The organism is Neisseria sp. HMSC065D04, from assembly GCF_001815675.1.
In the GTDB taxonomy this organism is placed as follows: Bacteria; Pseudomonadota; Gammaproteobacteria; order Burkholderiales; family Neisseriaceae; genus Neisseria.
Genome location: NZ_KV821564.1, coordinates 1 through 1,269 on the forward strand (window position 1 = coordinate 1; position 1,269 = coordinate 1,269).

Annotated in this window: 1 pseudogene; it reads right to left on the reverse strand. The window is 58.3% G+C overall.

Going from position 1 to position 1,269, the window contains the following annotated elements:
- Positions 1-1,269, reverse strand: a pseudogene (locus HMPREF3050_RS12865) (hypothetical protein); the annotation flags it as partial.

Genomic DNA, 1,269 nt, shown 5'->3' on the forward strand with positions numbered 1-1,269 from the left:
TTGGTGTAATACAACTGGCTGCCGTTGATCGCATCGGTCGAATCCGCAGATACCACACCTGCCGACACACCTTGTACCTGACGGGTCTCGTCCGTACCGTTGCCGACGGTGACGACACCGGCGACTTTGTTCGCGGCGGCAGCCGAACCTGCTTTGCCTGCCACGGCTTTGTCGTTCAGACCGCCATAGGTGTAGGCTTCGCCTTTGGCCGCATCGGCCGTATGGATGCCTTGGGTTTGGGCGCGGTCGCCGAGGTAGACGGAGTCGTTGACCGTGGCTTTGATGTTGCTGCCCAGTGCGTAGGCGTTGTCGGCGGATACGTTGTTGTTGTTACCGATGGAGTAAGAGCTGTTGCCGCTTACTACGGTCGGGTCACCGATGGCGCCGGAGTTTTTGCCGCTGACGATGTTGCCGGTACCGATGGCGATGGTGTTCTCGGCGTTGGCTTTGGCGCCTTTACCGATGGCGATGGCGTTGGTGCCTTTGGAGGCGGCTTGGAAGCCGACCGCCGTGGCGTATGCGCCGCTCGCGCTGGAGTCTTCGCTGTTGCGTGCCTGTACGTCGGGATTCACTTCGCCGTCGTTGGTATGGAAGAACTTGATGCCTTGTTCGTTCATACGGCCTACGGCTTCGATGACGTTGTTGGTCACGTACATGCCTTGGTCTTCGACGTTGTAGGTCACGAGGCTGTAACCGTTGGACTGGGCAATCTTGGTCTCGTTCGTAACGTTGGTCACGTTCGGATTGTTGCTGTTGTCCACCAGGGTAATGTTTTTGATATTACCCAAGCCTGCTTTGCCGTCCGCTTCGACTGACGGCGGTGCGGTGTTGACGTTGCCGCCGTTGCTGCCGATCAGTTCGTAAACCTGGTGCAGTTGTCCGCCGTTGACGGCATCGGTGCTGCCTGCGGCGACGGTGCCTGCGGCGACGCCGGTCACTTTCTTACCGCCTGCGTTGATACCGTCGGCAGTGATGTTGACATCACCTGCTTTCAGACCGTCTTTACCCAGCGCCACTTTGTCGCCGACGTTGACGCCGTTGTTGTTCACAACCGTATCTCCTGCTTTGACGCTGTCTACTTTCAGGTCTTTGTTGAGACCGACCTGAATGCCGTTCGCGCCTGCGGTGGTGGTGATGTTGGCATCGCCTTTAACCGCAACGGTATCGCCCAGTTTGTTGGCAACGGTCGTACCGCTGTCGCCTGCGAAGCTGATGCCTTTGTTGTCTACTGCGTCTTTCGCCGCTACGCCTTTGGCGATGTCGGCTTTG